Origin of the sequence: Microbispora sp. H13382, from assembly GCF_014161445.1 — a bacterium.
GTDB lineage: Bacteria > Actinomycetota > Actinomycetes > Streptosporangiales > Streptosporangiaceae > Microbispora.
The window spans coordinates 24,322-45,865 of record NZ_JABBXA010000015.1; the positions used below are offsets into that span (position 1 = coordinate 24,322).

The 21,544-nt window shown below is 70.5% G+C and carries 23 protein-coding genes, 2 tRNA genes and 1 pseudogene; 12 read left to right on the top strand and 14 right to left on the bottom strand.

Going from position 1 to position 21,544, the window contains the following annotated elements; genetic code table 11:
• Positions 1–2 precede the first annotated feature (2 nt).
• Positions 3–920: an amidohydrolase family protein gene (locus HHX41_RS26260; protein WP_182908136.1), complete on the top strand. Its 918-nt coding sequence runs from the start codon at positions 3–5 to the stop codon at positions 918–920.
• On the opposite strand, the gene HHX41_RS26265 is transcribed toward HHX41_RS26260, so the two are convergent.
• From HHX41_RS26265 to galU, 10 genes are all read right to left on the bottom strand, one after another.
• Complete coding sequence (locus tag HHX41_RS26265; RefSeq protein WP_182908137.1) at positions 904–1,278, bottom strand: VOC family protein; 375 nt, start codon at positions 1,276–1,278, stop codon at positions 904–906. The genes HHX41_RS26260 and HHX41_RS26265 overlap by 17 nt on opposite strands.
• Positions 1,275–1,925: a TetR/AcrR family transcriptional regulator gene (locus HHX41_RS26270; protein WP_259401331.1), complete on the bottom strand. Its 651-nt coding sequence runs from the start codon at positions 1,923–1,925 to the stop codon at positions 1,275–1,277. The genes HHX41_RS26265 and HHX41_RS26270 overlap by 4 nt, the downstream gene beginning before the upstream one ends.
• Before the next feature lie 25 nt (positions 1,926–1,950).
• Complete coding sequence (locus HHX41_RS26275) at positions 1,951–3,384, bottom strand: cell wall metabolism sensor histidine kinase WalK (RefSeq protein ID WP_182908138.1); 1,434 nt, start codon at positions 3,382–3,384, stop codon at positions 1,951–1,953.
• A 234-nt stretch (positions 3,385–3,618) separates the two neighbouring features.
• A tRNA-Ala gene (locus tag HHX41_RS26280) sits at positions 3,619–3,695 on the bottom strand.
• 50 nt (positions 3,696–3,745) lie between these two features.
• Positions 3,746–4,450 (bottom strand): hypothetical protein, encoded by a 705-nt coding sequence (locus tag HHX41_RS26285; protein WP_182908139.1) that lies wholly within the window; start codon positions 4,448–4,450, stop codon positions 3,746–3,748.
• A 370-nt stretch (positions 4,451–4,820) separates the two neighbouring features.
• Positions 4,821–5,462, bottom strand: a complete 642-nt coding sequence (locus HHX41_RS26290; RefSeq protein WP_079313233.1) for a GNAT family N-acetyltransferase — start codon at positions 5,460–5,462, stop codon at positions 4,821–4,823.
• A 55-nt stretch (positions 5,463–5,517) separates the two neighbouring features.
• Entirely contained in the window at positions 5,518–5,994 is a 477-nt protein-coding gene (locus HHX41_RS26295; RefSeq protein ID WP_182908140.1) for a molybdenum cofactor biosynthesis protein B, read from the bottom strand.
• Between the two features lie 3 nt (positions 5,995–5,997).
• Entirely contained in the window at positions 5,998–6,489 is a 492-nt protein-coding gene (gene moaC, locus HHX41_RS26300) for a cyclic pyranopterin monophosphate synthase MoaC (protein ID WP_182908141.1), read from the bottom strand.
• The gene (gene glp, locus HHX41_RS26305) at positions 6,486–7,670 is read right to left on the bottom strand and encodes a gephyrin-like molybdotransferase Glp (protein WP_169983523.1); all 1,185 of its coding nucleotides are present in this window, start codon (positions 7,668–7,670) and stop codon (positions 6,486–6,488) included. The genes moaC and glp overlap by 4 nt, the downstream gene beginning before the upstream one ends.
• Before the next feature lie 4 nt (positions 7,671–7,674).
• Positions 7,675–8,580: a UTP--glucose-1-phosphate uridylyltransferase GalU gene (gene galU / locus HHX41_RS26310; RefSeq protein ID WP_169983524.1), complete on the bottom strand. Its 906-nt coding sequence runs from the start codon at positions 8,578–8,580 to the stop codon at positions 7,675–7,677.
• 33 nt (positions 8,581–8,613) lie between these two features.
• Here galU and HHX41_RS26315 point away from each other — a divergent pair, with 33 nt between their 5' ends.
• The 3 genes and pseudogenes from HHX41_RS26315 to HHX41_RS41970 all read left to right on the top strand — a co-directional run.
• Complete coding sequence (locus tag HHX41_RS26315) at positions 8,614–9,180, top strand: 5-formyltetrahydrofolate cyclo-ligase (protein ID WP_182908247.1); 567 nt, start codon at positions 8,614–8,616, stop codon at positions 9,178–9,180.
• 33 nt (positions 9,181–9,213) lie between these two features.
• Positions 9,214–10,719, top strand: coding sequence for a potassium/proton antiporter (locus HHX41_RS26320; protein ID WP_182908142.1), 1,506 nt, complete (start codon positions 9,214–9,216; stop codon positions 10,717–10,719).
• A gap of 52 nt (positions 10,720–10,771) precedes the next feature.
• Positions 10,772–10,993, top strand: a pseudogene (locus HHX41_RS41970) (FmdB family zinc ribbon protein); the annotation flags it as partial.
• A gap of 14 nt (positions 10,994–11,007) precedes the next feature.
• Here HHX41_RS41970 and HHX41_RS41975 read toward each other — a convergent pair.
• The gene (locus HHX41_RS41975) at positions 11,008–11,181 is read right to left on the bottom strand and encodes a hypothetical protein (protein ID WP_310742198.1); all 174 of its coding nucleotides are present in this window, start codon (positions 11,179–11,181) and stop codon (positions 11,008–11,010) included.
• A 75-nt stretch (positions 11,182–11,256) separates the two neighbouring features.
• Between HHX41_RS41975 and HHX41_RS26330 the strand changes: the two genes are divergently transcribed.
• On the top strand, positions 11,257–12,060 hold the full coding sequence (locus tag HHX41_RS26330; protein WP_182908144.1) for an S-methyl-5'-thioadenosine phosphorylase: 804 nt from the start codon (positions 11,257–11,259) through the stop codon (positions 12,058–12,060).
• 127 nt (positions 12,061–12,187) lie between these two features.
• The gene (locus tag HHX41_RS26335; RefSeq protein WP_182908145.1) at positions 12,188–12,796 is read left to right on the top strand and encodes an SAF domain-containing protein; all 609 of its coding nucleotides are present in this window, start codon (positions 12,188–12,190) and stop codon (positions 12,794–12,796) included.
• A 24-nt stretch (positions 12,797–12,820) separates the two neighbouring features.
• Here HHX41_RS26335 and HHX41_RS26340 read toward each other — a convergent pair whose 3' ends face one another.
• Together HHX41_RS26340 and HHX41_RS26345 are read right to left on the bottom strand one after the other, a co-directional pair.
• Positions 12,821–13,945 carry a D-alanyl-D-alanine carboxypeptidase family protein gene (locus HHX41_RS26340; protein WP_182908146.1) on the bottom strand — a complete coding sequence of 375 codons (1,125 nt, stop codon included), beginning with the start codon at positions 13,943–13,945 and terminating at the stop codon, positions 12,821–12,823.
• A 130-nt stretch (positions 13,946–14,075) separates the two neighbouring features.
• Positions 14,076–14,663 carry a hypothetical protein gene (locus tag HHX41_RS26345; RefSeq protein WP_182908147.1) on the bottom strand — a complete coding sequence of 196 codons (588 nt, stop codon included), beginning with the start codon at positions 14,661–14,663 and terminating at the stop codon, positions 14,076–14,078.
• Positions 14,664–14,821: 158 nt separating this feature from the next.
• Here HHX41_RS26345 and HHX41_RS26350 point away from each other — a divergent pair.
• Positions 14,822–14,894 (top strand) — tRNA-Arg (locus tag HHX41_RS26350).
• Positions 14,895–15,177: 283 nt separating this feature from the next.
• Positions 15,178–16,095, top strand: a complete 918-nt coding sequence (locus HHX41_RS26355) for an endonuclease/exonuclease/phosphatase family protein (RefSeq protein ID WP_310742181.1) — start codon at positions 15,178–15,180, stop codon at positions 16,093–16,095.
• A gap of 141 nt (positions 16,096–16,236) precedes the next feature.
• On the opposite strand, the gene HHX41_RS26360 is transcribed toward HHX41_RS26355, so the two are convergent.
• On the bottom strand, positions 16,237–17,040 hold the full coding sequence (locus tag HHX41_RS26360; protein WP_182908148.1) for a helix-turn-helix domain-containing protein: 804 nt from the start codon (positions 17,038–17,040) through the stop codon (positions 16,237–16,239).
• A 116-nt stretch (positions 17,041–17,156) separates the two neighbouring features.
• On the opposite strand from HHX41_RS26360, the gene HHX41_RS26365 reads away from it, so the two are divergent.
• The 4 genes from HHX41_RS26365 to HHX41_RS26380 all read left to right on the top strand — a co-directional run bounded on the left by HHX41_RS26365 (position 17,157) and on the right by HHX41_RS26380 (position 21,445).
• On the top strand, positions 17,157–17,579 hold the full coding sequence (locus HHX41_RS26365) for a hypothetical protein (protein ID WP_182908149.1): 423 nt from the start codon (positions 17,157–17,159) through the stop codon (positions 17,577–17,579).
• Positions 17,580–17,584: 5 nt separating this feature from the next.
• The gene (locus HHX41_RS26370) at positions 17,585–18,616 is read left to right on the top strand and encodes an NAD(P)-dependent alcohol dehydrogenase (protein ID WP_220504443.1); all 1,032 of its coding nucleotides are present in this window, start codon (positions 17,585–17,587) and stop codon (positions 18,614–18,616) included.
• A 236-nt stretch (positions 18,617–18,852) separates the two neighbouring features.
• Positions 18,853–19,689, top strand: coding sequence for a prolipoprotein diacylglyceryl transferase (gene lgt, locus HHX41_RS26375; RefSeq protein ID WP_169986341.1), 837 nt, complete (start codon positions 18,853–18,855; stop codon positions 19,687–19,689).
• Positions 19,690–20,020: 331 nt separating this feature from the next.
• Positions 20,021–21,445, top strand: coding sequence for a cellulase family glycosylhydrolase (locus HHX41_RS26380; RefSeq protein ID WP_182908151.1), 1,425 nt, complete (start codon positions 20,021–20,023; stop codon positions 21,443–21,445).
• The last annotated feature ends 99 nt before the right edge of the window (positions 21,446–21,544 follow it).

The window sequence follows — 21,544 nt, forward strand, 5'->3', positions numbered from 1 at the left end:
TCATGCCGGACGAGACGATCGCCAAGGAAGACGACATCCGGAGCGTGAACGCGTTCTGGCGGAGCCTGGGCCTGCCCGGCCTCGTCGACGTGCACACCCATTTCATGCCGCACCGCGTCCTGACCAAGGTGTGGGCCTACTTCGACTCCGCCGGGCCGCTGGTCGGCCGGGCCTGGCCCATCACGTACCGGCTGCCCGAGGACGACCGCGTCGAACGGCTCAGGGCCTTCGGCGTGCGGGCGTTCACCTCCATGCTCTATCCCCACAAGCCCGGCATGGCCGAGTGGCTGAACGACTGGGCCGCCGGCTTCGCCGCCCGGGTCCCCGGCTGCCTGCACACGGCGACGTTCTTCCCCGAGCCCGGCGCCTCGCGGTACGTCGCGCGGGCGATCGAGGCGGGCGCCCGGGTGTTCAAGGCGCATCTCCAGGTCGGCGCGTACGACCCGAACGACCCGCTGCTCGACGGGGTCTGGGGGCTGCTGGAGGACCACGGCGTCCCGGTGGTCACGCACTGCGGGTCGGGCCCGGTTCCCGGGCCCCACACCGGGCCGGAACCGATCGCGGCCCTGCTCTCCCGGTATCCCCGGCTGCGGCTCGTGATCGCCCACATGGGCACTCCCGAGTACGCCGAGTTCCTCGCGCTGGCCCTGCGTCATCCGTCGGTCTGCCTGGACACGACGATGGCCTTCACCCGCTTCACCGAGGAGACCGCGCCCTTCCCCCGGGATGCCGTGCCGCTCCTGCTGGATCTTCAGGACCGCGTCCTGCTCGGCACCGACTTCCCCAACATCCCCTACCCGTACGCCGAGGCGCTGTCGGCCCTGGCCGACCTGGACCTCGGGGACGGGTGGCTGCGCGCCGTCTGCCACGACAACGCCGCCGGGGTCTTCGGCCTCCGGTCGGTCACGCCGGGGACATGACCTCGTAGAGGTTGCGCGCCGCGTCGACGAAGAACAGCCCGCGCGGACACAGCGGATGGTCGATCCGGCCGTTGTCGGGCTCGGCAGGATCGTTGCCGTAGGGCACCCCGGCCTCCCGCAGGCGGGCCAGGATCCCGTCGAACGTGACCGGGTCCACGTCGAAGGCCAGATGCACGCCGACGGGGTCCGCCACGGTCATGAAGTCCAGGGTCAGCGTGTCGTTCACCCGTACGGGCGCGAAGTGGCCGTCCCGTCCGGCGGGCGGGAGCTCCGGCAGACCCATGACCGAGGCGAAGAACCGGGCCGCCTCGCGGTTGTCCACGGCGGGGACGATGGTGTGGTTGAGCGTGACGGTCATGCCGCGCTCTCCCGGCTCTTGAGGGTGCCGTGCAGGAGGATGTCGACGAGTTCCTCCGGGGACGGCCCCTGGGAACGGGTGAAGAGCATCCCCAGGAAGACCGAGGCGATCTTCTCGGGTTCCAGGCGCAGCGCCGAGCGGTCGGGTTCGATCAGTTCGACGATCGCCTCCCGGGTCGCCTTCATCGAGGCCTCCCTGCTTCCCGGGGACGGCTGGTCACCTTCCCGGTCACCTTCGCGGTCGCCTTCGCGGGCACCGTCCCGATCGCCGCGGCCTCGCTCGCGGCGGTGACCGGTACCGTGCAGGGCCCCGATCACGGTCCCCATGCGTCCCAGGTGGGCGCGCAGTGCCTCGGCCGCCTGTGTCAGCCGATCGGGAAGCGGTTCGTCGAGGGAGATCGAGGCCAGCTCGCGCAGCACGTGGCCGGGGTTCATCGCCTCGGTCAGGCACGCGTCGAGCAGTTCGTCCTTGTCGCCGAAGGCCCGGAAGACGGTGCCCTCGCCGATGCCGGCGGCCCGGGCGATCTGACCGGTGGTGACTGCGGCGCCGTGCTCGGCGACCAGCGGAAGCGCCGCGGCGACGATCATCGCCCGGCGCTGCTCGGTGCTCATCGCCGGCGCGCGCCGGCGTGTGGGGGAATCTGTCATGCCTCCGACAGTACGGAGTGAGTACTCACTCCGTCAATGGATTTGTGGGAAGGCTGTCGTCGGCCGGAGCCGCCGCCGTGGCGGGAACGGCCGTGAGGCGCAGGACGAAGCGGGCGCCGACGGGGCTGTCCTCGATTCCCAGGCTGCCTCCGTGGGTCTCCGCGATCTGCCTGGCTATCGCTAGACCCAGCCCCGCGCCCCCCGCGTCCCTGCTGCGCGCCGCGTCCAGCCGGATGAACCGGTCGAACACCAACTCGCGCTTGTCCCGGTCGATGCCCGGCCCGTCGTCGACCACTTCCAGCACGGCCGCGCCGTGATCCTCGCCGGGTTCGTGCCGTACGGACACGGTGATCGTCGTCTTGGCGTGCCGTTCGGCGTTGTCGAGGAGGTTGGTCAGCAGCCGAGCGAGACCCACCCTGTCGCCGACCACGACGACCCCCGGCTCGAGCGCGCACTCGACACGCTTGGCCGGGTGACGGCGGTTGCGCAGCTCCGCGGACACGAGCTCGGCCAGATCGAGCCTGCACTGCTCGCCGCACACGCCGTGATCCAGCCGATCGAGGGTCAGCAGGTCGTGCACGATCGCCTGCAGCCGGTCGAGGCTGGGCAGGAGGACCGAACCCAGCTCGGGCACGCTGGTCTCCTCCGGCGCGAGAAGGCCGTCCTCCACCTCGGCACGCATGGCGGCTATCGGGGTGCGCAGATCGTGGGAGGCGTTGGAGACGAACTGACGCTGGTGCCGCAGCGCGCTCTGCACCTGCTGCAGCGCGCCGTCCAACCGGCTCAGCGTGCGGTTGACGCTGTCGGCCATCGCCCGGATCTCGTCATTTGTGGGCGGCACCGGCACCCGGCGGCCGGGGCAGTTTCCGTTGATCTCGTCCAGCTCCGTGCGAATGGCGTTCACCGGTCTGAGCGATGCCCGCACGTTCCGGAAGCCGACATAGGTGATGGCCGCGGCCAGCGCCGCCGCACTCGCCCCCACCAGCCCGGCCAGCCAGGTATCGACCCAGGGCGGCACCACCGGGGAGGCGCTGTAGACCATCCATCTCTCGCCCATGCGGTGCGCCCACTGCGCCACGACGATGTTGCATTCGGCGGCCGGGAAGTCGCCGCCGCACACGACGCAGGTGGTGCTGTTCCTGGTGTCCGGCGGAACGAAGCGCGCCATTCTCGGCTTGCCCTGCATCTTCGTGGTCGACGCGACCACGCGGCCGGACGGGTCGACCACCTGGAGATCGCGGGACTTGTATTCGACGAGAGGGTAGGTCAGTTGCCCCCGCTCGAGCTCGACGGCCACCCGGCCACCCGCTGCCGCGACCTCCCTGGTGACGGTGTCGCTGGCGTAACGATGAAAGCCCATCATGACGGACGTGGCCAGCAGCGCGCACAGCAGGATGGCCGTCGCCCCGGTGAACAGGGTGATCCGGCGCGTGATGGAGAAGCGGTCGTGCAGGCGCATCCTCCCCCCTCCTGGCCAGTGGACCACATGAGGCGGAAAGAGCCGGAAAAGAAGTAGCCGTCCGAACCCGACAGGTCGCCACGGTCCCATCCGTATGTCCGGCGGAACACCAAGGGTTCCCCGGCTCTCGTCCTCGTACGCTCACGACGGCGGGGTGGGACACGCGTGGCCGCTCAGACGGTCGCGCGGAGAAGCAGAGAGGCCGGTCCCGCTGGGCGGAACCGGCCTCTGTCGTGGTGGAGCTATGGGGATTTGAACCCCAGACCCCTTCGATGCGAACGAAGTGCGCTACCGGACTGCGCTATAGCCCCAACGACCTCGACTAGATTAGCAAACTCTGCGGGGTGTTCGCGCCACCGAATCAGTCTCCTGCCGCGCGGCGTCCGTCGGCGTACTGGTCGAAGACCTGGACGCGCCTGCGCGCCTCGAACTTGATGATCTCCGCCTCGCGGGCCAGCGCGGCCAGAGCGCGGCGGCGTTCCCGCTGGCGGCGCAGGTGCTCGGCCCGCGCCTGGGCGGCCTTCTCCCGCTGCTCCCTGTCCACGCGTACGGCCACGCGCAGCACGGCGAGGTAGCCGACGATGAGCACGCCCGAGGGCGCGACGGCCCACCAGGGCATCACGCGGACGGCCGCGGTGACCACGGAGGCCAGCACGAGCAGGATGCTCCACAGGAGCCGCCGCCGGCGCCGGGCGAGGATCCGGGCGCGGCGGTGGGCGGCGACGCGGCGGGCCCGCGCGTGCCGCTCCGCCGCGACCTGCTCCGCCGTGACGGTCTCGGCCTGGTCCGCGGTGACGATCTCGGCGCCCGGCGCGACCTCTGCGGAGGCCACGGCCGGCGGTGTGACGACCGTGTCGGCGTCGCCGCCGGCGTCGTCGGAGCCGGCCTCCGAGAAGTCCTCGGCGGAGACGGCGGGGTCGGCGGCGGGCGGCTCGGACAGCGTGGACGCCTCCGCCTGCTCCTCGAACAGGTCGTCGTCGATGTGCCGGTCCCTACGCAGCCACATGGGCAGCAGGACGCTGAGCCACATGACGACGATGGCGAGGTAGAGGACGGCGCTACCCATGCGCCCACCCCCACACCCCCGGACGAAGGGCATGGTGAACACGTCCGTGGACCTGTGTCGGCGGAGAGGTGTTCACGTCACGCACCGTAGGACTGCGTGTCACTGAATGACGAGCATTCGGTCCGGTGTGTCGCGAGATCGTCAAAGCTCTTCATGTAATTCGATCCCGTGCGAGCGCGTGATCCTCACAGGCCAGACCCGTCATCGCGAGGACGGGCCACCCGGGTGCGATGGACGGAGCCTGCGTGCATGCGGACGTCTCCCGTGAGGCGGTTTCACCTTTCGTCAGGCAGCATCACAGCGCACGCTGGTGATCGGTTTGCTCTTCGATTGCAGCGGCGCCCGCCCAGGAGTGCCGGGGCGAATCCGCCTAGCCGGGGCTGGACTCGCTGCGGCGGGCGGCGGAGTTCATCGTTCGGCGCCACTGGACGAGCAGTCCGCGCGGCACGTCCTCGACGGTCAGCGCGTAACAGATGTGATCGCGCCACGCGCCGTCGATGTGCAGTTGACGCCGGCGGATGCCCTCCTCGCGGAACCCGAGCTTCTCCACGACCCTGCGGCTGGCGTGGTTCTCCGGCCGGATGTTGGCCTCCAGACGGTGTAAACCGGTCGTGAAGAAGCAGTGGTCGACGGCCATGGCGAGCGCGGTCGGAATGATGCCCCGCCCCGCCAGCGCGCCGTCGACCCAGTAGCCCACCTGTGCCGAGCGGGCCGACCCCCACACGATCGCCCCCACGGTGAGCTGCCCGGCGAACCGTCCCTCGTACGTGACGACCCAGGGCATGGCCATCCCCTGGCGGGCCTCGCGGCGCAGCGTGCCGACCATCGAGACGTACGGCCCGAGGCCGGTGCGGAACAGCGGGGTCTCGGGGTTGCTCGGTTCCCAGGGACGCAGCCATTCGGCGTTGCGCAGCCGGGTGTCGCGCCAGTCACGGACGTCACGCAGGCGCAGCGGCCGCAGCCCGACGGGCCCCTCGGCCATGGACGCCGGCCAGCCGCGAAGTCGATCCATTCGTCAATCATCCACCGGAACACGGTCAACGCGCCACGCGGGACGCCTCGCGTCCTCAGCGCGCATGGTCGCCGCCGTGCATCTGGTCGACGACATGAGCCAGGATCGGGGTCAGCACGGCCATGCCGTCCCGTACGCCGCCGGAGGAGCCGGGCAGGTTGACCACCAGCGTCCTGCCCGCCTGCCCGGCGAGACCGCGGGACAGGATCGACGTCGGCACCTTCTCCCTGTTGACCTGGCGTACGGCCTCGGCGATGCCCGGGATCTCCCGGTCCAGCACCCGGGCGGTCATCTCCGGAGTGAGGTCGAGAGGCGTCACCCCGGTCCCGCCCGTGGTGACGATCACGTCGTAGCCCGCGGCGACGCCCTCGCGCAGCGCGGCCTCGACGGCGTCCCCGTCGGGGACCACCTGGGGCCCGTCCACCCGGTCGCAGCCCGCCTCCGTCAGGAGGGAGGCCAGCAGCGGCCCGGAGCGGTCCTCGTAGACGCCCGCCGACGCCCTGTTGGAGACGGTCACCACCAACGCGCGCACGCCTTACTCCTGTCCGGAACGGGTCCAGTGGCCCTTCTTGCCGCCCGTCTTCTCCTCCACCCGGACGTCGGTGATCACCGCCGCCGGATCGACCGCCTTCACCATGTCCACCAGAGCGAGCGCCGCGACGGTGACGGCCGTGAGCGCCTCCATCTCGACGCCCGTCCTGTCGGCCGTACGGACCCGGGCGGTGATCTCCACCCCCTCGTCCACGACGGCCAGGTCGACCTTCACCCCGGTCAGGGCGATCGGATGGCACAGCGGCACGAGATCGGGGGTGCGCTTGGCGCCCATGATCCCGGCGATCCGCGCCACGCCGAGCGCGTCGCCCTTCGGCACGTCCCCCGCGCGCAGCACGGCCACCGCCTCGGGCGACAGCAGCACCCGGCCCGTCGCGACGGAGGTACGCGCGCTCACGTCCTTCTCGGAGACGTCCACCATCCGGGCGGCGCCCGACTCGTCCACGTGAGTCAGCTTCGCAGTGCCGTCATTCACAGGGGTATCACCTCCACCTCGGTGCCCTCGGGCAGCGAGGTCACGTCCTCGGGCACCACGATCAGCGCGTTCGCCCCGGCCAGCGCCGCGAGCTGGTGCGAGCCCTGCCTGGTCACCGGCGCGACGCTCTCGCCGGTCAGCATGGCCCGCAGGTACGACCGCTTCCCGGCGGGAGAGCGCAGCGGCGCGGTGACGGTCGCGCGTACGGTCGCGGGCGGCCCGGCCGGGAGGCCCTGCATCACCCGCAGGGCCGGCTTCACGAAGAGGACGAACGAGACGAACGACGAGACCGGGTTGCCCGGCAGCGTGAAGATCGGCACCCGGTCCGGCCCCACGACGCCGAAGCCCTGCGGCATGCCCGGCTGCATGGCGACCTTCTCGAAGGTGACCGTGCCCAGCGGCGACAGTGCCTCCTTGACCGGCTCGTATGCCCCCATCGAGACGCCGCCGCTGGTGATCACGGCGTCGGCCCGCAGGAGCTGGGCGTCCAGGGTGTCCAGGAACTCCTTGGGGTCGTCGGTCACCGAACCGGCCCGGAACCCCTCCGCCCCCGCCTCGCGCACGGCCGCGGCCAGCATGAAGCTGTTGGACTCCCAGATCCGCCCGGCGCCCAGCGGGGTGCCGGGCTCGGCGAGCTCGGCACCCGTGGACAGCACGACGACCCTCGGCCGGGGCCGCACCCGCACCCGGCGGCGGCCGACCCCGGCGAGGATGCCGATCTGGGCGGGCCCGATCCTGGTTCCCTCGCGGAGCACCACGTCGCCCGCCAGGACGTCCTCGCCCGCCCGCCGGATCGCGTTGCCGAGCGGGGCCGGCCTGTCGATCCGTACGCGGGCGGTGCCGCCGTCGGTCCACTCCACCGGGACGACGGCGTCGGCGCCCGCGGGCATGGGCGCGCCGGTCATGATGCGGGTGACCAGGCCGGGGCCGAGGGCGTTCAGCCCGCCGTCGCCGGCCGCCACGTCCCCGATCACGGGCAGCGTGACGGGCGCGGCGGCCACGTCCTCGGCCCGTACGGCGTAGCCGTCCATCGCCGAGTTGTCGAACGGCGGCAACGGGACGGGCGAGGCGACGTCCTCGGCCAGCACGGCACCGAGGGCGGCGTCGATCTCGACCTCGAGCGGCGCGAGCGGACGCACCGCCGCGAGGATGTCGGCGAGATGGCGGTCGACGGGCTTCATCGGCTCACTGTCCGGACTTGTCGAGGAACTCCCGCAGCCACGGCATGAACTCGGGGGCGAGGTCGTCCCGGTTCGCGGCGAACTGCACCACGGTCTGCAGATACTCCAGCTTGTTGCCGGTGTCGTAGCGACGGCCGCGGAACAGCACGCCGTGCACCGGACCGCCCTCCTCCGGGCCCGTCGAGGCCAGCGTACGCAGGGCGTCGGTGAGCTGGATCTCGCCGCCGCGCCCGGGCGGGGTCCGCTCCAGCACACCGAACACGGCCGGGTCGATCACGTAGCGGCCGATGATGGCCCAGTTCGAGGGCGCCTCGTCGGCCGGGGGCTTCTCCACGAGGTCGGTGACGCGGACGACGTCGTCCTCGTCGGTCGGCTCGATGGCGGCGGCGCCGTACAGGGAGACGTGCTCGCGCGGCACCTCCATCAGCGCGACGACGCTGCCGCCGTAGGTCGCGCGCACCTCGATCATGCGCCTGAGCAGCGGGTCACGCGGGTCGATGAGGTCGTCGCCGAGCAGGCAGGCGAACGGCTCGTGGCCGACGTGCTGCTTGGCGCACAGGACGGCGTGGCCGAGGCCCTTGGGCTCCCCCTGCCGCACGTAGTGCATGGTGGCGAGGTCGACGGGCTCCTTCACCTGGTTGAGCCGCTCTTCGTCGCCCTTGGCGCGAAGAGCGTCCTCAAGCTCGTACGCTACGTCGAAGTGGTCCTCGATCGAGCGCTTGTTGCGGCCGGTCACCATGAGGACGTCCAGCAGTCCGGCGGAGACGGCCTCCTCCACCACGTACTGGATGGCCGGCTTGTCGACGATGGGCAACATCTCCTTGGGGGTCGCCTTCGTCGCGGGAAGGAAGCGGGTGCCGAGACCCGCGGCGGGCACGACGGCTTTGGTCACGGGATCGAAGTCAGCCATGAGTAGACACTAACGGAGCGGTCTTTGGACAAGATGAACCTGCGTCGGCGTATCCTTCGCGGCCGATCGGAACTCGATGCCAGGACGCTGCGCGAGTCGTCGGCGTCCATCCGGGAGTTACTCCTCGACCAGCCGTGGGTGCAGATGGCGGGCCTGGTGGCCTGCTACTGGTCGACCGGCACCGAGCCGTCCACACAGGGGCTGATCCTGGCCCTGTGGAAGCACGGCGCCACGGTGATCCTGCCGGTCCAGCGCCCGGACGGCGACCTCGACTGGGCGGTGTACGACGGCCCCGACTCGCTGGCGCCCGGCCCCAACGGGATCATGGAGCCCGTGGACGTCCGGCGCGGCGTCGACGCGATCCGCACCGCCGCGCTGGTCATTGCGCCGGCCCTGGCGGTGGACCGGGTCACCGGCGTACGGCTCGGCCGCGGCGGCGGGTTCTACGACCGCGCGCTCGCCCGCGTCGGGCCGAACGTGCCGACGGTGGCGCTCCTGCACGAGGGCGAGTTGATGGAAGGGGTTCCGGCCGAGCCGCATGACCAGCGCGTACGCTTCGCCGCCCTCCCGAGTGGAATCGCCCGTTTGGTACAAATGTGACAAGATTGACGTGACGGACGGCGAAGGGAGCGGGTGGGTCTGAACGTCTGGCTGCTCCTGTCCGCCGTCGTCGTCATCGCGGCCATCGCGTCCGTACGGATCGCGCATCGCACCGGCCTTCCCACGCTGCTCCTCTATCTCGGCCTCGGACTGCTGCTCGGTGAGGGCGGCATCGTCGGCATCAACTTCGACAACGCCCAGACGGCCCAGCAACTCGGCATGGTCGCGCTCGCCGTGATCCTCGCCGAGGGTGGTCTCACCACCAACTGGAACCACGTACGCGCCGCCGTGCCGACAGCGCTCGTGCTCGCCACGGCCGGGATCGCGGTCAGCGTCGTCGTGCTCGCGGCGAGCGTCGCGGTCCTGCTCGGCATGGAGTGGCGGATGGCGCTGCTGCTCGGCGCGTTCCTGGCGTCGACCGACGCGGCGGCCGTGTTCTCCGTGCTGAGACGGCTGCCGCTGCCGCCCCGGCTCGCCGGGATCCTGGAGGCCGAGTCGGGCTTCAACGACGCCCCGACCGTCATCCTCGTGATCATGCTGAGCGCGGGCTCGTCGCTCACCCTCTCGCTGCCGCACGTCCTGCTGGACACCACCGTCGAACTGGTCATCGGCGCGGCCGTCGGTCTCGCCGTGGGCCCGGCGGGGGTGTACGCGCTGCGCCGGGTCGCCCTGCCCGCCTCCGGCCTCTACCCGATCGCGGTGCTGGCGCTCGCGTTCGTCACCTACAGCGGGGCGACCCTGCTGCACGGCAGCGGGTTCCTCGCGGTCTACCTGACGACGCTGATCCTGGGCAACGCCAAGCTCCCCCACCGCGCCGCCACGCGCGGCTTCGCGGAGGGCGCCGCCTGGCTCGCCCAGATCGGGCTGTTCGTCATGCTCGGCATGCTCGCGGATCCGCGCGAACTGCCGGGCGTGCTCGTCCCGGCCCTGGTGTCGGGCCTGCTGCTGGTCCTGCTCGCCCGGCCGGCGTCCGTGCTGGTGTCCGCGGCGATCGCGCGGCTCCTGCGCCTCGGTTCGCTGACGTGGCGCGAGCAGGTGTTCCTGTCGTGGGCGGGGCTGCGCGGCGCGGTGCCCATCGTGCTGGCCGCGATCCCCTGGGCCGCCGGCCTGCCGGGAGCGAAGGGCCTGTTCAACGACGTCTTCATCATCGTCATCGTGTTCACGATCCTGCAGGGGCCCACGCTGCCGTACCTCGCCCGGGTGCTCGGCCTGGCGGCGGAGGGCGAGGCCCGCGACCTCGACGTGGAGGCCGCGCCGCTGGAGGAGTTGAACGCCGACCTGCTGCAGGTCCGCATCCCGTCCGGCTCGCTCATGCACGGCGTGGAGATCTTCGAGCTCCGGCTGCCCGCGAACACCATGGTCACGCTCGTCGTACGGAAGGGGCAGTCGTTCGTGCCCACGCAGACGACCCGGCTGCTGGCGGGCGACCAGCTTCTCGTGGTCACCACGGCCGCCCAGCGGGAGACGGTCGAACGCCGCCTGCGCGCCGTGAGCCGCCGCGGCAAGCTCGCCGGTTGGTACGGCGAACGCGGCAACTGAACGGGGCTGTCCAACGGGCCTTGAGCGAAAGGGACGCCCCGGGGCAATAAACATGGCTGGAGTGGCGTTTGCGCTTGTTGGTTGCGTACGATTAGCAATCGACCCGGTCGAGTGCCAGTCTCAGGAGGAGCGAGTGCCTACCTACCAGTACGCCTGTACCGCTTGCGGTGAGCAGCTGGAGGCCGTCCAGAAGTTCTCTGACGACCCGCTCACGGAGTGCCCGGCCTGCCAGGGCAAGCTGCGCAAGGTCTTCTCCGCCGTTGGCATCGTGTTCAAGGGCTCCGGCTTCTACCGGACCGACAGCCGTTCGTCGAGCACGTCGTCGACTCCGGCCGCCACCACGCCGTCCTCCTCCACGAAGTCGTCCGGCGACTCGGGCAAGAAGGAGGCCGCCGCGGCCTCCACGAGCTCGTCGAGCTCGTCGAGCACCTCCTCGTCCAGCACGTCGTCGTCCGGCTCCACCGCCGCCGCCTGAGGTTATCCACAGGGGTCGGTGGGACGCGCCGGGTGGGCGGCGGCGTTCGCTAGTGTCGGCCCATGGTCAATCGCGCAGACATCGGGGTCATCGGCGGTTCGGGGTTCTACTCGCTGCTGGAGGACGCCGAAGAGATCGACGTGACGACGCCGTACGGCCCGCCGAGTGACTCGATCACCGTGGGCCGCATCGGCGAGCGGACCGTCGCGTTCGTCCCCCGGCACGGCCGCGGCCACACTTTTCCTCCCCACCACATCCCCTATCGGGCGAACATGTGGGCTCTGCGGTCCCTCGGCGTCCGCCAGGTGCTCGCGCCCAGCGCGGTCGGGTCCCTGCGCCCGGAGATCGGCCCGGGCGCCCTCGTGATCCCCGACCAGCTCGTGGACCGCACCCAGGGCCGCGAGCAGACCTACTACGACAGCGGGGCCGTCCACGTGTCGTTCTCCGACCCGTACTGCCCCGTGGGCAGGGCCGCCGCCGTCGCGACGGCGCGCGAGACGGACTGGGGCACGGTCGACGGCGGCACCCTGGTCGTGGTCCAGGGGCCCCGCTTCTCCACCCGGGCCGAGTCGAAGTGGTTCGCGAGCGCGGGGTGGTCGATCATCGGCATGACCGGGCACCCCGAGGCCGTCCTCGCCCGTGAGCTCGCCCTCTGCTACACGACGCTCGCCCTCGTGACCGACCACGACGCCGGCGTGGAGGCCGGTGAGGGGGTCACCCACGAAGAGGTCCTGGCCTTCTTCGCCGCCAACGTCGAGCGGATGCGCGCTCTGGTCGGCCAGGTCGTCGAGGCCCTGCCGGAGGAGCGCGCCTGCCCCTGCGGCAGCGCGCTCGACGGCGTCAAACTGCCGATCGAGCTTCCCTGAGACCACCGATGCGTGCCACGACCCGTCGGCGGCGGCCCTCCGCCCATCGGCTCCTCCTGATCGCGCCCGGCCGACGGTGTGAGGCCGCTCGTGGAACAGCCGGAGCCCGTTTCGGGGCGGTGCGGCCATGCGCGACGTGAGGCGCCTGGCGGTGCGGCGTCGCCGTCCGATCGCCGCCGTCCTCGCCGGTCTGGCGGTGGCCTGCGTGCTGCTGGCCGTCCGGACCCCTGACGGGGTGGAGGTCCTCGCCGCCGCCCGGGACCTCCCCGGAGGCCGGCTGGCCCCCTCCGACGTCATGGTCGTACGGCTGCCGCCCGACGCGGTGCCCGCCGGGGCGTACGTGCCCGGCACCCCGGTGACGGGCCGCGTGGTCGCCGGTGCGCTGCGCCGGGGTGAGCCGCTCACCGACGCGCGCCTGCTCGGCCCCGGCCTGTTCCGCCAGGCCCTTGCCGGGCAGGCGCCCGCCGGACAGGTGGTCGCGACGCCGATACGGATCGCCGATCCCGACGCCGCCCGGCTGCTGTCCCCGGGTGACGTGATCGACGTCCTCGCGGCCTTCGAGGACGGGCCCTTCCAGGCCCGGGTCATCGCCCAGGAGGCGCGGGTGATCGCACGACCGCCCGGCCGTACGGACGGCGGGGCGCTGCTCGTGCTCGCCACGACCCCCGGCCAGGCCGCGCAACTCGCCCAGGCCCAGGCGCAGGGCAGGCTCTTCGTCACCATCCACCCGCGCTGAGACCCGGCCGTCAGCGCGTGCTCGTCACAGGAGTGAGCCGAGCTTGGGGTCGTACTCCCAGTGCCAGGGCTCGAAGGGGCTGCTGTAAGCCCAGGCGGGGTGGAACCAGCCGAACCGCTTGCCGTTGGCCTCCAGCCAGTTGAACTGCGCCGAACGGAAGTTCTGCACTCCGCCGCACAGGTCGACGGCGAGCCCCAGCCCGTGGTTGCTCTTACCGGGAGTGGCCGCGAAACCGGGCCGCCGGTAGTAGACCGACTGCTGCTCGCTGAGGCTGCGGTAGCTGTCGGAGATGCAGATCGAGGTGCCGAACCGCTTCTTGTAGGCGATGTTGAGATCGGCGAAGGCGATCGCCGCGTCCGCCCGCAGCGTCTCCCCATCCTGCGGCAGGGGGCACAGGATGTTCTTGGGCAGCAGGCCGTTCGGGTACTGCTCCGCCTGGGTGATCCTGGTGGGGTCGCATCCCCCCGCCCCCTGTGTCCCGTCGCCGATCTTCACGCCGAGCTTGATCAGCGCTCTGGTCAGCGATCGGACCAGAGTGGACGAGCGCTTGCGCAGAGCGGTCACCTGGGCGCTCAGCTGCGCCTCCTGCAGAAGGCTCGCCGCCCGGAGCTCCTGGGCCTCCTGGGCGAGCTGCTGCTGCCGCTCCAGCAATTTGATCGCGTCGCCGAGCACGTTGTTCCGCCCGGCGACCAGGTGATCGAGGTCGGCGATCCTCCGGAGCGTGTCCGTGCCGTTTCCCACCCTGAAGAACGGGCTGAGCCCGTCGACGGACGGGTCCTGATACAGCGACGACGCCAGGTCGGACAGCGGTTTACGCATCTTGTTGAGCTCCGCCGTGGCCTGCTGGAGGCTTTCGAGCTTGGCCACCAGCTCCTTCTCCACGGCGCCGAACTTCTTCTGGCGCGCCACCAGCGCCCTGTTCGCGTCCTCGATGGACTTGTACGCCTTCTGGGCCTCTCGCCGCAGCTCGGTCAGCGAGGTGGGCTCCTTGCCGAGCTCACCGGTCCAGGCGGTCGCGGTCGTCGAATCTCTCGCGGTGACCGTGGCGTCTGCCGAGGCGGCCGTGGCCGTGTCGTACGGCGCGGAGACGGCCAGCGAAGTCATCACCGTGGCGACCGCGATCAGCCTGGCTGATCGAGGAGATGACACGATCGACTCCCCCGTTTTGCGAACTCGTGACCTGGGTCAGGGACGCACGTTACTACAGCGCCCTGTGTGCCCGAGCCCCGGTTCGCATAAGCGCTATCGACCGGTCACGTCGCATTTGCGCGTTTCCAGCTCATCGCCCGCCTTCCGGGTGAGCCTCTTGTTCCCGGCAGAGCTCCCACAACCATGTGTCCCGCCACTCGGGCGCGCACCTGAAGGTCGTCTCCTCGCGAGGTTCCGGCTTCGCCTCCGCCGGACGCCGCACCACCGGGGCATCCCTGGGGACGACCTCACGCACGGGCCGGACGATCGGAAGGATCCGTACGATCCCCCCGTAGAGACGCGCTGGACCAGTCGGCTCGGGCACCGGAGTCGGATCCAGCAGGGGCTCCCGCACCGCCCCCGCCATCGGAACCACGGCGATCCTCCGGGCTTCCGGGGCGTCCCCAGCGGGCGGCACGGTCGGCCGCGCGCCGGGCATCCCGGCGGGCACCCGGTCTCCCGCGGTCGCGGCGGGCGCTCCGGCACGCCCCTCACGCGCCGTCCCGGCCGGTTCCGCCCGTACGGCCGCGTCCGATGCGGAATCGCTGCGCGCCCGCTCCCCGTAGCCGGTGAAGTCGGCCATGAGCATGCCCGAGGCCAGGATCGCCGGCGCGATCAGCGCCACGACGAGCACCGCCGATCGCAGCCCGCGCGCGGCTCCACGTCGCGTTACGGTCACGGCCAGCGACGGTAACCGCCCCACCCACGCCGCCGTACGGGGACTTGCCATGCCTTTACCGCAGGTCAGCCTGCCGGTGACCGGGGAACTCGAAACGACACCCCCGGTGGAGGCGCGAGCGGGCCCAACCTTTCGCTAGGCTTACTGATGCACATCATGCCTCCGTAGCTCAGGGGATAGAGCACCGCTCTCCTAAAGCGGGTGCCGCAGGTTCGAATCCTGCCGGGGGCACTCACCAAATCTTCGGCACAGGCGCCTGCCTCCGGCAGGTGCCTGTTTTCGTTTCCGGGAAGTTCCTCTGCCATCTCCGCGACTCCTTCGATCGTTTCGTAGTCCAGAGTGATTCGGATCAACGCCACCCCAAGGCGGACGTCATAGCGGATCTCCAGGCGGAAGGCTGTGAACAGCTCGCGCTGGAGCTCTTCGGGCAGCTCAGCGAGCTTCGCCTGGAGCATCGGGATCTTGCGGAGCAGATCGGATTGGTGGTCACGAGCGGGCCTGCGAAGATCGCCGCGTGCCGATCTTCCGTGTCGCCCTGGTCACCGTCGCGGTGCTGACCGCCGCCGTCCTGGCCTTCCCTCAGTTGATGCCGAACGGGATCGGTAATCTCGGCAGCCTGGTCGAGACGTTCCTGCCGTGGCTCGCGCTGGCCGTTCCCGCGCTGCTCGGCCTGGCCTGGTGGCGGCGCTCCGCGGCGGGTGCGCTGGCCGCGCTGCTGCCGGTCGCCGCCTGGTTCGCCCAGTTCGGCGCACACCTACTACCCCGAGGAGAACAGCCACATCACCTGGTCGCCGTGCAGCACAACGTCAGTGACGAAAACACCGACCCGGCCGGGACGGCGCGCACGCTGATCGCGGCCCGGCCGGATGTGATCGGCCTGGAGGAACTCCTGCCGGCAGCCCTGCCGGCCTGGGAGGCCGCGCTGCACGCCGAGTACCCGTATCGGACGGTGCACGGCACCGTCGGCCTCTGGTCCCGCTTCCCTCTCACCGAGACGGCCACGGTGGACATCCGCCCGCACGACGTCGGCCCGGACTGGAACCGCGGGCTGCGCGCCGTCGCCCGCACCCCGCACGGCGACCTCGCCGTCTACGTCGCCCACCTGCCCTCGGTACGCATCGGTGCAGGGGGATTCGACGCCGTACGCCGCGACGAAAGCGCCCACCGGCTCGGCGCGGTGCTGGCCGCCGAACCGCTCGACCGCATCCTTCTGCTGGGCGACCTCAACAGCACCGTCGACGACCGCGGGCTGCGCCCGGTCCTCTCGCTGATGGCAGCCCCACCCCGCGATTTCGCCTTCAGTTGGCCGGCCCGCGCCCCGCTGGCACGTATCGACCAGATCCTGACCCGCGCGATGACGGTGACCGAGATCCACCCGCTGCCGAGAACGGGCAGCGACCACCTGCCGATCACCGCCCACATCCGCCTCTGACCGATACGGCAGGTCGCACCTGAGCGCCGCCGACATCGCACTGGGCTAAAGCACGCAGCAGGAAGTCCACTTCTCGGCAGAGCCAGACGGGTCCCGCACTCGGATCTCCGACGCCCGCCCAGCGGCGTCAGCGGATGGTGTTCACCACGTGACAAGCTCGGCCAGTGCGGCGCCGGTCGCTTCGTCGGCCGGTAGGAATGCTTCCAGTCGCAGTTCGGCGATGGTGACGTCGGTGGCGGTACCGAAGTGGGTGAGTGTGGTGATGAGCCGGAGTTCCCGGCTGTCCGGGTCGCTCGTGCGGAGTTGCAGCGGCACCGCGAAGCCGAGGTGATGTGGCGGCAGGTGCCGTGGACGCGGTGGCGCCAGGTCGACAAGTTCCGCGGCGAGGCGGCGGAGCCGGTCGCTCGGGTTACGCAGGCTCTCGGCTTGGACGCGGTGGATGATGTGCCATGCCCACTCGTCGAGGTTGACGATGCGCGGCGCGAGACCTCGTGGATGCAGCAGGACCTTGGGGACGCTCACCGGTGGGGCGAGCAGGTCCGGGTCGACGTCGCGAGTGATCACGTGGAACCCGGCGTTGGCCGAGATGAGGTCGCCGTGCCGGTCGACGATCACAGCCGGGTACGGCAGGTGGCCGTGGAGGACGCGATCAAGGGCGGTCCGGACTGGCGCCAACTGGGGGTCGTCCAGGTCGGTATGTGGGTACGCGGGCGCGAATCCCGCGGCGAGGAGCAGTTCGTTGCGTTCGCGGATCGGCACCTCCAGCGACTCGGCCAGCCGTATGATCATCGACCGGCCAGGGGTCGAGCGTCCGCTCTCGATGAAGCTGACGTGCCGTTGCGTGGTGCCGGCGCGCACCGCCAGTTCGAGTTGGCTGACGCGTCGGCGGGTGCGCCACGTGCGCAACGCGCCCGCGAGTCCGCCGCTCGCCGATTCGCTGATCATTCCTCCTGTGTACCGGGTTCAGTGCCGGCAGGCGATTCCCTGCGGGGAATTGTGGCGGCTCGCCGGGCGCAGCACAGTCGTGGTCGCAAACGACTATCCACGACCAAAGGATCACCATGGCCGACATCGACCTGAAGGACCTCACAGACCGCTACGTCGCCGTGTGGAGTGAACCCGACCCGGAACGTCGCCGCGCCGCCATCCGCGCACTGTGGTCCCCCGACGCGGTCCACGTCCTGCAGCCCCCTCAGGAGATGCGCCAGGCAGCTGAAGGGCTGGGGTTCGATCGTCTCGTCCTGGAGGCGCGCGGCCATGACGCACTGGAGGTGCGGGTGACGCGAGCCTACGAAGAATTCGTCGCCCCGGGCACCTTCGTTTTCCGGCCCTGCGGCGATGCCGAACAGCTCCACGACGTGGTCAAGTTCCACTGGGAGATGGTGGCTCGTGCCGGTGGCGATGTGACCGGTATCGGGCTGGAGATCCTCATGCTCGGCGCGGGCGGTCGCATCGTCAGCGACTACCAGTTCATCGAGGGATGACCGCGATGACGGCGGCACTGCCATCGTCCGTCCGGAGCTACCACGTCAACAGCGGCGACGGCATCGATGGGCTGTCGCTGCGGACCCGCCAACCGCGCACGCCGGGCGTCGGCGAGGTGGCGGTCATGGTCCACGCCGTCTCGCTCAGCTTCCGCGATCTGCTGGTGCTGCGCGGGCAGTACGTGCTGCCGGTGAAGCCGGACGTCATCCCTGTTTCCGACGGTGCCGGGCAGGTCGTCGCCGTGGGACCGGGTGTCCAGCGGGTGCGTCCGGGCGACCGGGTCACGGCCACGGTGTTCCCACAGTGGCTGGACGGCCCCCTGCAGCCGTCATCCCTGCCACAACTGGGAGGCTCCCTCGACGGCATGCTCACCGAACTCGCCGTCATGCCGGAGCAGGCCCTCGTCCCCATCCCCGAGCACCTTTCCTACGCCGAGGCAGCGACGTTGCCGTGTGCCGCGGTCACGGCGTGGAACTCGCTGACCGGGGACGGTCCTGGGATCCGGCCAGGGCACACGGTGCTGACCACCGGATCGGGCGGCGTATCGCTGTTCGCGGTACAACTGGGCAAGCTGCTCGGCGCGAAGGTGATCGCCACGACCGGCCAGGCGGACAAGGAGCAGCGCCTTCGTGAGCTGGGCGCCGACGAGGTCGTCAACTACCGTGCCGTTCCCGACTGGCACACCGCGGTCCGCGACATCACCGGCGGTCGCGGCGTCGACCGGGTAGTCGACACCGCCGGAACCCTGGAACAGTCGCTGAAGTCGCTTGCCATCAACGGGCACGTCGCCTTCGTGGGGTCCGTTTCCGGTAATTGGCCTCCCCTCGACCCTCGCCTGTTGTTCGGTGTCGCCGGGACGGTCCGGGCGTTGGCCGTCGGCAGCTACGCGCAGTTCACCCGGCTGAACGAGATCATCGCCGCGCACCGGCTTCGGCCCGTCATCGACCGGGTGTTCCCGTTCGAGGAAGCCGGCGCGGCGCTCCGCTACTACGAATCGACCAACCAGTTCGGAAAGGTCGTCATCGGAATCCGATAACCGGCGTGCGTGGCGGCGCAATCCGCCACGCACGCGCCGCCGGGCGCTCCGTTGCCGTCGAACAACCGGTTCGCCGCCCGGTACGACGCCTCGCTCAGCGCCGTGAAGCTCGCAGTCGGGATTTCGAGGACCAAGGGCCGCAACTCGCGGTTTTCTCCGAATTCTCTGAAACCTGATTTTTTGCGGTCAGGTCACGAAGGCGCCCTGCCGGCCTCGCGTTGACTAGCCTCACCGGCATGCCCCTTGCCTCGATACCCAGCCCTTCCGAAGGGGTCTGGTATCTCGGATTCATCCCGATCCGGGCCTACGCATTGTGCTTCGTCGTCGCGATCGTCTTCGGCACCTGGCTCAGCGAACGCCGCTGGCGCGCCCGCGGCGGCGAGAAGAGCGCGATCAGCGACATCGCGGTTCCCGGAGTGATTTTCGGCCTGATCGGCGCCCGTCTCTACCACGTCATCACCGACTGGCAGACCTACTTCGGCCCGCGCGCGATCAAGGAGCCGTACCGGGCGCTGTTCATCTGGGAAGGCGGGCTCAGCATCTGGGGCGCGGTCGCCCTGGGAGGCGTGGGTGTGTGGCTGGCCTGCCGCCGCCGGGGGCTGCCTCTGGGCGCCGTGGCCGACGCGATCGCGCCCGGCCTCGCGTTCGGGCAGGCCATCGCCCGGTGGGGCAACTGGTTCAACCAGGAGCTGTACGGCGGGCCGACGACGCTGCCGTGGGGCCTGGAGATCGACCAGGCGCACGGCGGCGAGCCGGGCGTGCTCTACCACCCGACGTTCCTGTACGAGTCGCTGTGGGACGCGGCTCTCGGTTTCGGACTGATCCTGGCCGGCAGGCGGTTCACGCTGCGCCACGGCCGCCTGTTCGCCCTCTACGTCGCCGGCTACACGTTCGGGCGTTTCTGGATCGAAGGGCTGCGGGTCGACCCGGTGGGCGGAGTGGATCACGCGGTGACGCTCCTGGGGCTGCGGATCAACCAGTGGACCTCGATCGCGCTGTTCGCCGGCGCGCTGGTCTACCTCTGGATGACCCGTAACAAGGAAGACGAACGGATCCCGGCACCGGCCCCCTGATCGCCGTATCCGCCCGTCCTTGCGGGAAGCAGGAGGGCTGAAACATTCATCGCCGTTGTGACGGCCGGTCTTCCCCATGCTTCCGCGAAGCGCCTGTTCGAACGGCATTCCACGCGGCGAGGCGAGAACAGGGCAAACCCTCACCTCGTTGACTCGCCCCTCCTCGCCGGGATTGGCTCACCGCGGCAGAGCACCATCCGCGGACATCGGCGTCGCGAAACGTCAGCGCCAGGACACCGCTCCGCGCCGGCGCCGGTCCTCAACTGGTGTTCCACCAGGGCGTATTCGTCGCCCCGAGGAAACGTCACATCTCGGAAAGTGGAAAACATCTATGCGACAAGTCAGCTCTTTGCGCCGCCGGTTGAGCCTGTCGGCCGCCGCCGTCGCCGCGCTGGTGGCGGCCGGTACCGGTGTGGCCGGCACGCACGCCGCGTCGGCCGCCGCGGCCGGGTGCCAGGTCAGCTACACGGTCACCAACCAGTGGCAAGGCGGCTTCGGCGCGAGCGTCAGCGTCCGCAACCTCGGTGACCCGATCAACGGCTGGAAGCTGACCTGGTCGTTCCCCGCCGGGCAGACCATCACCCAGCTGTGGAACGGCACCCACACCCAGTCCGGCTCCCAGGTCACGGTGACCAACCTCTCCTACAACGGCGGCCTCCCCACCGGAGGCAGCACGGAATTCGGGTTCAACGGCAGCTGGAACGGCTCCAACCCGGTCCCGTCCAGCTTCGCCCTGAACGGCGTGACCTGCACCGGCGGCGTCACGTCCGCCAGCCCGTCTCCCTCTCCTTCGTCCTCTCCCACGCGCTCGCCCTCGCCCTCGCCCTCGCCGAGCCCCAGCGTCACGCCGGGCACCGGCACTCCCGTCGAACGGCACGGCCAGCTGCACGTCTGCGGCACCACCATGTGCGACAAGAACAACGCGAAGGTCCAGCTTCGCGGCGTGAGCAGCATGTGGCTCAACTGGGAGACCGCGCCGTACGCCGAGAACCTGTCCGCGCTGAAGTGGATGCGGGACAACTGGAACCTGCAGGTGTTCCGGGCCGCGATGGGCGTGGAGCCGGCCGGCGCCTACCTGAGCGACCCGAACAAGGCCCGCTCGCAGGTGGAAACGATCATCAACAACGCCGTCGCCGCCGGGGTGTACGTGATCGTGGACTTCCACGCGCATGAGGCCCACAAGGAGCAGGCGCAGGCGGTGGCGTTCTTCTCCGACCTGGCCAAGCGCTACGGTCACCTGCCCAACGTCATCTGGGAGGACTGGAACGAGCCGCTGCAGCTCAGCTGGACCGGCGTGCTGAAGCCGTACCACCAGGCGGTCGTGTCCGCGATCCGCGCCGCCGACCCGGACAACATCATCGTGCTGGGCACCCCGACCTGGTCGCAGGACGTGGACACCGCGGCGACCAGCCCGGTCTCCGGCACCAACCTGATGTACACGCTGCACTTCTACTCGTGCACGCACGGCGCCTCCCTGCGCGCCAAGGGCGACGCGGCGATCAGGGCGGGACTGCCGCTGTTCGTCACCGAGTGGGGCGCGAGCAACGCGGACGGCGGCCTCGACGGCAGGGTCTGCCTCGACGAGGCGCAGACCTGGATCAACTGGATGAAGGCGAACGGCATCTCCTGGGCCGCCTGGAAGCTCGACGTCGGCACCGACTCCACCAACATCCTCTCCCCCGGCGCGCCGGTCACCGGGGGGTGGAACAACTACCTGCACGGCCACGCACCGTTCGTCGTCGCCAACATGAAGTAAGGCGACGTTCCCCCAACGCTGTCGGCCCCGCCCTCACAGGCGGGGCCGATCGGCACGTGTCACGGCTGCCCGCGGTGGACAACGGATCTCGCCCGCTTG